This window comes from Desulfobotulus mexicanus (genome assembly GCF_006175995.1).
GTDB classification, from domain to species: Bacteria; Desulfobacterota; Desulfobacteria; order Desulfobacterales; family ASO4-4; genus Desulfobotulus; species Desulfobotulus mexicanus.
Genome location: NZ_VDMB01000024.1, coordinates 42,592 through 50,709 on the forward strand (window position 1 = coordinate 42,592; position 8,118 = coordinate 50,709).

An 8,118-nucleotide genomic window follows, 5' to 3' on the forward strand; every position below is an offset into this window, starting at 1 on the left:
ATGACCTGAACGCCTGGAGAGCCCATGCCGGAAAAAACCCTTTCCTACCAATGCAAAAAATGCCATGCGGAGCAACAGCTTCCAGCCTCTGCTGCAGGCAGTGTGGTACCCTGTACCCATTGCAAGACTCCCATGCCCATACCCGCATCTGCTCCTCCGGTGATCCTGCAGCTGGCCCTGCACGCAGGTGAGATTACAAAGGATGGTCTTTCTGAAATCATGCGTCTGTGGGAAGAAAAAAGATCTGAAAATCCCCATACAGACATTCTGGAGGTCCTGAAAGAACAGCCTGGAATAACAGAAGAAAAAATAAACAAACTGAAAAAAACCCATAAAGTATGGGTGCTTCGCAATCAGGAAAAACGGCTTACTGCGGCTATTCTGCGTCTTGGGTGGGTTTCTGAAGATAAAATGAAACAGGCCGCTGAAATTCAACAGCTCATTTTCCGCAAAAAAGGCGTTCACCCCGGTCTGGGGGATATTTTAATCCAGCAGGGTCACCTGAAACAGACACAGCTGGATGCCATTCTAAAAGCCATGAATAAATGTGGTGAACCTGCTGCTAAAGTTCCCCCAGAAACAAAAAAAATAACTTCCAAAGCCATCCCGAAAGATCCTGCCTGCCATGAATCAGCTCCAGGATCATCTGATGTTGCTGATGATAATATCTCCTGTTACACACTGGAGCAGGATGAAACATCAACTTCTGAGCTGGACAGCTACCTCAGCCTGACCATTTCCCAGGACAATATGGCTGCCTTTATACGGCAAAAACAAATTCTTCCTCAACATTTTAACGCAGACGATCTTCTGGAATGGCTTCAGTCAAAGGGTATAATTTACGGCCTCGTAGAAAAAAGCCTGCTGGATGGTTTCATCCGCTTTGAATCAGTGCGCCAGTCCAGCTTCAAGACAGCATCGGGCAAGCCCCCAAAACCGGGAAAAGAAGGCAGTGTTCATTTCAATTTTCCAACGGATTTTCTTTCCAGCGGTGCAATGCTATCCGATGACGGGCGCATTGACTTCCGGGAAAGGGGCGCCATTCCCCATGTGACAAAGGGCTGCCTTCTTGCTGAAAAAACCGCCACCATCCATGGGGTCAACGGAGTGGATGTATTTGGTAACATACAGGTGGTTCCCGAAGTAAAGGATCCGCCTTTAAAGGCAGGAACCGGCGTCTACACCAGTGAGGACAGGCTCAAAATCTTTGCCAAGATTGACGGACAGCCCTCCCTCCGGGCCTCTGGCGAAGTCTCTGTCATTGATGAGATTCTCATCAAAGGGGATGTTGGCTATGAGACCGGTCACATTCAATATGATGGCAAAGTCCGCATTACGGGTAAAATACCGGCAGGATTCCGGGTAGAAGCCAACGAAGTTACCGCAGAAGCCATAGATGGCGGACAGGTTAGCGCCAAAGGTGATGTGGTTATCACCAATGGAATTACCGAAGGAGAAGTTTATACGGAAGGGGAAGTCCGGGCCAAGTTTGTAAATAAATCCAAGATTCGAACCCTCTCCAATGTCACCATTCACAGTGAAGTGATCGATTCCGACATTGCCTGCTCAGGTGGATTCAATATCCGCACAGGTAAAATCATTGCTTCGGAGATTGCTGCACGTCAGGGCATTGAAGCGGGAACCATAGGAACGGAAATATCCTCTTCTTCTACCCTGCACATCGGCATTGATCTCCCCCTCCAGGAAACCTTCATGGAGATTGATCGTAAAATTCAGAAAAAAAAGGAGATCCTCTCCAAAGTGCTTCTCCTGCCCCAGGATCTGGATAATGAGGAGAAGAAGCTTCTCGCCGATATTACCCATTTTGCCCAGGTTCAGGACAGATCCGGCCTGAAACTGAAACTCATTCAGGAAAAAAAATTTGAGGATGCTGAAACTACAGCTACCGAAGCACCTTCTTTTGTAAAAAAACTCCACGAAGACATGCAGAACGCCGAGAAAAGACTGGGAGAGCTTTTTGATCGTCAGGACACCATTGGTGATGACAAAAAAAAGGCCCTTGAAGCCATAGATGCAGCTGAAAAAAACCTGAGAGAAGATGAGCAGGAAAAAAAAGCCATGGAAGACTGGGCTGCCCAGCGTACTCCCATTGCCCTTTTAAAAATCAACAGCAAAGCTTATCCTGGAACACGTATTATAGCTTCAATGGCTCAGGCCACCCTTCAGGAACCCTTATCCAGATGCATGGTACGCCAGGTGGAAGTACATAATTCTGTAGAAAAGGAATATATCATACGGATATTCAGATAAGAAATGTCAAAGGAATGTCACAGGCTTTTCAATGTATTTTTCCTCTGTTATCCTTAACAGCAAAAATGGAAACATTGCCTGTCAACTTCCATAATAAGGATACCCTCCATGAACTCCATCGTCCCTGCCCCCCTGCGGGGTACACTTGTAATCAGCATAGTTGCATTTTCCACGGCAACCCTGTTTATTCCCCTCATCTGTCTCGCGATAATAAAAGTTACCGTACCATGGAAATTGAGCCGCAGCTTATGTACCCGGGTACTCATCCACATCAGCAGCCTCTGGGTTTACATCAACAGCCAGACCTTTACCCTTCTGCTACCTACCAGATGGGAAGTCAGGGGCGGTGAGAAACTCTCCCCTGAAGGATGGTATCTTGTACTGTGCAACCACCAGAGCTGGGTTGACATTCTGGCCCTGCAAAAGGAGCTTAAGGGCAAAGTGCCCTTTCTAAAGTTTTTTTTAAAACAGCAACTCATATGGGTTCCTGTCATGGGTATCGCATGGTGGGCGCTGGATTTTCCCTTTATGAAACGCTACAAAAAAGAATACATACTTAAATATCCCCACAAAAAAGGCAAAGACCTTGAGGCCACGCGCAAGGCCTGTGAGAAGTTCCGAACCAGCCCTGTTTCGGTCATGAACTTTGTGGAAGGTACCCGATTTACACTAAAAAAACATCTCTGGCAAAAAAGTCCCTATAAAGGACTTCTAAAACCAAAAGCCGCAGGCACAGCCTTTGTTCTCTCTGCCATGGGAGACCAGATGGATCAGATCGTTGATGTCACCATTGCCTACCCCAAAGGTATCCCCACCTTCTGGCAATTCATATGCGGTAAAACACCACTTATCCGTATGCAGATAAATACATTGCCCATCCACGAAAAACTGCGTGGTGACTATTTTAATGATACGGATTTCAGGGATTCCTTCCAGCAGGCCATCAACAATCTCTGGCTGGAAAAGGAAAAGCGTCTGATGGAAATGCAACAGGATATATGGGAAAATCCGGATGAAATAAAAAAAGAAGCAGCATAACCCGCTGAATCCAGTTTCAGCTTTTCTCCAGCCAGAGGCTTGATGCTCAATTCAACCACAACACCTTAATTTTATTGATCATAAACACAAACATTGTGTTGTCGTAAAACAAATAGCTGATATGGAGCTACTAAGCGATGCAACCTTTGTTAAGACCAAAAATTTGAACACCAAATGCCAGTGGTAATTATTCCACCATCTGGTTAACTTTATCCCTCAAAACAGAAGAACATTTAAATGTAACTACCTTCCTCCCATCCAGCATCATACTGTCACCCGTAGCCGGGTTCCGTCCAAGCCTCGGCTTTTTATCCCTGACACAGAATTTTCCAAAACCACTGACCAGCACATCTTCTCCGGATTCCAGATTCCGCTTGATTATTTCCAGCAGTATCTCCACGATCTCTATACTGTGCCTGCGGTGAACACCAATACCTTCCTGAATGGCATCAGCTATATTATTTTTCGTCAAGGTCATGTCACTCTCTCCTTTCCCATGAGTCCATATATACATATCGTAACAATTCGAAGCAAATCTTACGGATGTTTTCAAATAAATCAAGCATAAACGGTATATTGCAATCACATATCTCCCATATCTGACATATCAGCAGACATACCTTCCCCCTATACTGGCAAATCATCTGACCGAGGGCACAGAACAATTGACAAAAAAAGGAAAGCCCTCCTATAGTAGCCCTGATTCACCAACCAGATTTTTTGTTCCAGCAGGAAAATACCAGCCTTAAATATTCACCCACAGGGAGAAAAAACATGCAAGGTAAAACAATAAAAGAAAGCCGGGTTATTCTTTCCCATCTCATGCTACCTGAAGACACCAACCCAGCAGGCAATGTCCACGGTGGAGTTATAATGAAATACATTGATAATGCAGCAGGAGTTGTAGCCGTCCGCCATGCCAGAAAGCTCTGCGTCACAGCTTCTGTTGACAGGCTTGATTTTTTCAACCCTGTTTTCATCGGCAACCTTCTCATCATCAAAGCCAGCATGAACATGGTTGGCAGCACATCCGCTGAAATAGGCGTACGGGTAGAGGCAGAAGATGTCCTCACAGGTGAAATACGGCATGTGGTTTCTGCCTATCTCACCTTTGTGGCACTGGATGAAAAAATGAAACCCAGCCCAATGCCACCTCTGATACTTGAAAACAAAGACGAAGAACGCCGCAACAGGGAAGCAAAGGACAGGCATAAAGTGCGTCTCACAGAGAAACAGAAGGAGAAAGCCTGCCAGAAAAACCCGGACCTGTGCGCATAAAATAATCTGATACAACCCTGGCTCAGCAACTCTTTTTCTGGCCCGCTTCCTGTATGTAAGGCCATGACAGCCTCCCCTGCTTCGGAAGGACATCATGATCAAAAACAAATCCCTTACCCTTCTGCTTTTTTTATGCATTATCTTTTTTGCCCTCCCGTCCACCCAGGCAATTTCCGGAGACAAAGATGTCCTGAAATCTCAAGGGCCTCCTTCGGCTCTTCAGACATTAAAGGACCTTCGCCTTTCCATCGAGGCCGTTGATAAAGACATCCTTGAAAAGGAAGAGAGCTACGCAAAAGCCCTCATAGAAGAACGTAAGCAGGCCATCCGCATAGAGGTCAGCCATCTGTTAAGGTTAAGGGATGCTTATCAGCGGGAATTTGAATCCATAGCATCGGGCATTGAGCTGGAAGAGACAGCACAGGCACCCATCAAAGCCTTCCGCATTGAAGAAGAACTCATGGAGGTACTGCGGCCCCTTGTAGAGGGTTTGAAACAGATGACATCACGGCCGAGGGAGCTGGAAAGACTGAGAAAGGATACGGCTTTTTACGAGAATCATCTCCCGGAAATCCGGAGTGCCATTTCGAAGGTAGAAGACTTCATGGCCAAAACAGAGGATAAAGCCCTGCATCTGCACCTGGAAGAACTTCTCTTAAGCTGGCAGGAAAAGGAGCAGGAGGTTCTTCGCCAGATACGCCGCCTCCGTTTCCAGCTGAATCAGAAAACCGGCCCCGATGAGTCCATGCTGGTCACCATGCAGAAGGGAGTTACCAATTTTGTCAAAACCAGGGGACGCAATCTTTTTCTGGCATTTACCGTCTTTATAGGAACCTTTCTGCTCCTGAGACTGACTTACTGGAAGTGGAGCAACAACCAGAAAAAATCTCCCCCGCCTTTTTATCACCGCCTGCTTCAGGTTATATTCCACAGCACGACAGCCTTTGTTTCCATCAGTGCTGCCCTGCTCCTGCTTTACGCCTTCGGAGACTGGATGCTCCTTAGTATTGCCCTGCTCCTGCTGATTACCCTGATCTGGTCCGCCAGAAACGGTATGGCCCAGTTCTGGGAACAGGGAAAACTGATACTCAATATGGGTACCCTCAGGGAAGGGGAAAGACTCATTTATACAGGTCTGCCATGGAAGGTTCAGAAACTGGGCCTGCACGGTATCCTCATCAATCCTTGGCTTGAAGGCGGCTTACTGCGCATCCCGCTAAAGCACCTTGTGGGTATGCAGTCCAGGCCCTTTAATGAAAATGAGCCCTGGTTTCCTTCCAAAAAGGATGATGTTCTGCTTCTGGAAGATGGCAGTATTGCAAAGATCCTTATGCAAACGCCGGAGCAGGTTGTGGCAGAACTGGAAGGTGGGGCCAGAAGAACCTGGGCCGCAGTGGACTTTTTAAGCCTATCCATTTGCAATCTCAGCAGAAAAAAATTCGGCATCAGTGTTACCATGGGTCTTGACTACGGATATCAGGCAGAAATTACCGACAAAATACCCGGACTCCTGGAACAGTATGTCAGAAAAAATCTTGAACAACAGGATTACAGCAGGTATCTGCAGCACCTTGACGTCATCTTCCTTGAAACAGGACCATACTCCCTTAATCTAAGGGTTTTTGCCATATTTTCTCCCGAAGCTGCAGAGGACTACCTGAACCTGCAGAGAAAAATCAGAAAACTATGCATGGAGGCCTCTACCCATTATGGCTGGAGCATTCCCTTTCCCCAGCTTGCACTGCACCGACCGGCCAGTGCCTGACAGCGCAGATCCCGCAGACGACGGCCTGCATCGACTCCTTCCAGCCCGTGATCCGTGGGAAGACGGACGGAAAACATCAGTTCCAGATCTCTTTTTACCCTTTCAAGGAAATCTTCTCCATGATCTGCCCGTACCAGATAAAACAGGGCATCCACAAGATCCGCCCTGTGCAGCTTAAGTAAAAGATCAACCCTGGAACCAGGACGAAGCCTGCCATAGAGTCCTGCCTTCATATGAAGGCGTGCAGCCATGCTGCCTGCATCCTCAAAACGCCTTGAAAGCCGCAGCCTCCGGGCAAAGGCCCTGGCCATGGGTTCACCTGCCCCATCATGCCCGTGATGGGAAGGCCATTTTTCCTTCGGCGTGGCAAGCTTTCCAAGGTCATGGCACAATGCCATCCATGCCAGAAGCCTGCTCCCATGCAGTTCATCCGTCACATCCATGATATGCTCAAACAATGACCCCCTGTGCCAGGGGACTGGCCCTGCCGGAACATCCATGGCTTTTTTCATTTCACTGAACCAGGGATCAAGGCAGCCGGTTTCTGCAAGAATTCGAAAAAAACGGGAAGGGTTTTCACCGGAAAGGGCAATAAGCAGTTCACTTCCCACCCTTTCCGGAGAAATGCCTTCCAGCAGAAAGGCCGTTTCTCTCATGGTTTCAAGCAACTCCGGTGCAGGAGCATAATCCGGAAAAAGACTTGTAAACCTTGCTGCACGGAAGACCCGCAAGGGATCTTTCATGAAATTTTCTCTGCGTACAGGCCTCAGTATTTTTTCCTTAAGATCCTTAAGGGCCATAGGATGATGATAGAGTCTGCCCCCTTCATCTTCTGCCATGGCATTAATGGTCAGATCCCGCCCCAGCAGATCATCATGGATATTATCTGTATGGGAAAGTATGTATTCATCCCCCCCCACCCTGTATACTGGCGTCTGTTTTCCCTGCTTCCGGGCAGAGGGAAAGGCCTTAATAAAATCAGCCTCTTTAGCCCCTAAAACCAGAAAATCCCTGTCTTTAAAGGCTCTTCCCATAAGCTTGTCACGGATAGCACCACCTACGGTATAAATTTCCACATTCTATTTCCCGCCAATCATGGCCTTGATTTTTTTTATCAGGCCCGCTCCAATCATTTCATCGGCCGCATCCAGAACCCGGCGCACCACCTCAAAAATATCTCCCTCACCGACCCAGTGTTTTTCAAGGACATGGGCAGGAGTATTGGTCATGACACTGTTCAACGCATAGGTGGCCAGAACAATATCATCCAGATAACCAGCAGGCCCCAGAATGGCTTCGGGCAGAAGATCTATGGGTGAAATAAAATATGCGATGGCAAAGGCCAGCTTGGCCTTTTCTCTGGCAGGAACTTCCGGGTCCACAACCAGCTTGCATAAAAGATAAAAAATATCCGGTGCCAGCAATATATATTCTGACCATCTGCTGTTTCTGCCTGCTCCGAATACGGCCCAGTTTTTAATTTTTACCCGAAGCTTCCGGTAAAAATCTTCATTTTTATTGATGGACTCGCAAAAAAACAAAATTTCATAACCGTTTAAATTTGTTGTCTTTATATGATTTTGCTATTGATTTAAAGAGCCGTTTTTGGTATGTATATCCTGTGATATTAATCTATTATAAGGATTTTGCATGATCTACGTCAAAGACCACAAACAGTACGACATGTTCAGCCCGTTTGAGCATCTTGGTCCAAAGAGGCTGGCTCTTCTGGAGTCATCATGGGCGCATCTGTTTCGTGAAGAAAT

7 protein-coding genes are annotated in these 8,118 nt (G+C 47.0%); 4 read left to right on the plus strand and 3 right to left on the minus strand.

Annotation, left to right across the window (positions count from 1 at the left end; translation table 11 throughout):
* Positions 1 to 24 precede the first annotated feature (24 nt).
* On the plus strand, positions 25 to 2,271 hold the full coding sequence (locus FIM25_RS14235) for a FapA family protein (protein WP_139450528.1): 2,247 nt from the start codon (positions 25 to 27) through the stop codon (positions 2,269 to 2,271).
* Between the two features lie 108 nt (positions 2,272 to 2,379).
* Entirely contained in the window at positions 2,380 to 3,309 is a 930-nt protein-coding gene (locus tag FIM25_RS14240; protein WP_139450529.1) for an acyltransferase, read from the plus strand.
* A 187-nt stretch (positions 3,310 to 3,496) separates the two neighbouring features.
* Here FIM25_RS14240 and FIM25_RS14245 read toward each other — a convergent pair whose 3' ends face one another.
* Positions 3,497 to 3,787: an integration host factor subunit alpha gene (locus FIM25_RS14245; protein ID WP_139450530.1), complete on the minus strand. Its 291-nt coding sequence runs from the start codon at positions 3,785 to 3,787 to the stop codon at positions 3,497 to 3,499.
* Positions 3,788 to 4,083: 296 nt separating this feature from the next.
* Here FIM25_RS14245 and FIM25_RS14250 point away from each other — a divergent pair, with 296 nt between their 5' ends.
* Both FIM25_RS14250 and FIM25_RS14255 read left to right on the plus strand, forming a co-directional pair.
* Positions 4,084 to 4,587, plus strand: a complete 504-nt coding sequence (locus FIM25_RS14250; protein WP_139450531.1) for an acyl-CoA thioesterase — start codon at positions 4,084 to 4,086, stop codon at positions 4,585 to 4,587.
* Between the two features lie 94 nt (positions 4,588 to 4,681).
* Positions 4,682 to 6,352 (plus strand): hypothetical protein, encoded by a 1,671-nt coding sequence (locus tag FIM25_RS14255; protein ID WP_139450532.1) that lies wholly within the window; start codon positions 4,682 to 4,684, stop codon positions 6,350 to 6,352.
* Here FIM25_RS14255 and FIM25_RS14260 read toward each other — a convergent pair.
* Positions 6,295 to 7,428: a tRNA nucleotidyltransferase/poly(A) polymerase-related protein gene (locus tag FIM25_RS14260; protein ID WP_139450533.1), complete on the minus strand. Its 1,134-nt coding sequence runs from the start codon at positions 7,426 to 7,428 to the stop codon at positions 6,295 to 6,297. The two genes, FIM25_RS14255 and FIM25_RS14260, sit on opposite strands and share 58 nt — an antisense overlap.
* Positions 7,429 to 7,431: 3 nt before the next feature.
* The gene (locus FIM25_RS14265; RefSeq protein WP_218961441.1) at positions 7,432 to 7,893 is read right to left on the minus strand and encodes a YkvA family protein; all 462 of its coding nucleotides are present in this window, start codon (positions 7,891 to 7,893) and stop codon (positions 7,432 to 7,434) included.
* Positions 7,894 to 8,118 lie beyond the last annotated feature (225 nt).

Coding starts and splice junctions, on each gene's coding strand:
- FIM25_RS14250 (WP_139450531.1), top strand. CDS start 4,084: ATGCAAGGTAAAACAATAAAAGAAAGCCGGGTTATTCTTTCCCATCTC.
- FIM25_RS14240 (WP_139450529.1), top strand. CDS start 2,380: ATGAACTCCATCGTCCCTGCCCCCCTGCGGGGTACACTTGTAATCAGC.
- FIM25_RS14255 (WP_139450532.1), top strand. CDS start 4,682: ATGATCAAAAACAAATCCCTTACCCTTCTGCTTTTTTTATGCATTATC.
- FIM25_RS14235 (WP_139450528.1), top strand. CDS start 25: ATGCCGGAAAAAACCCTTTCCTACCAATGCAAAAAATGCCATGCGGAG.
- FIM25_RS14245 (WP_139450530.1), bottom strand. CDS start 3,787: ATGACCTTGACGAAAAATAATATAGCTGATGCCATTCAGGAAGGTATT.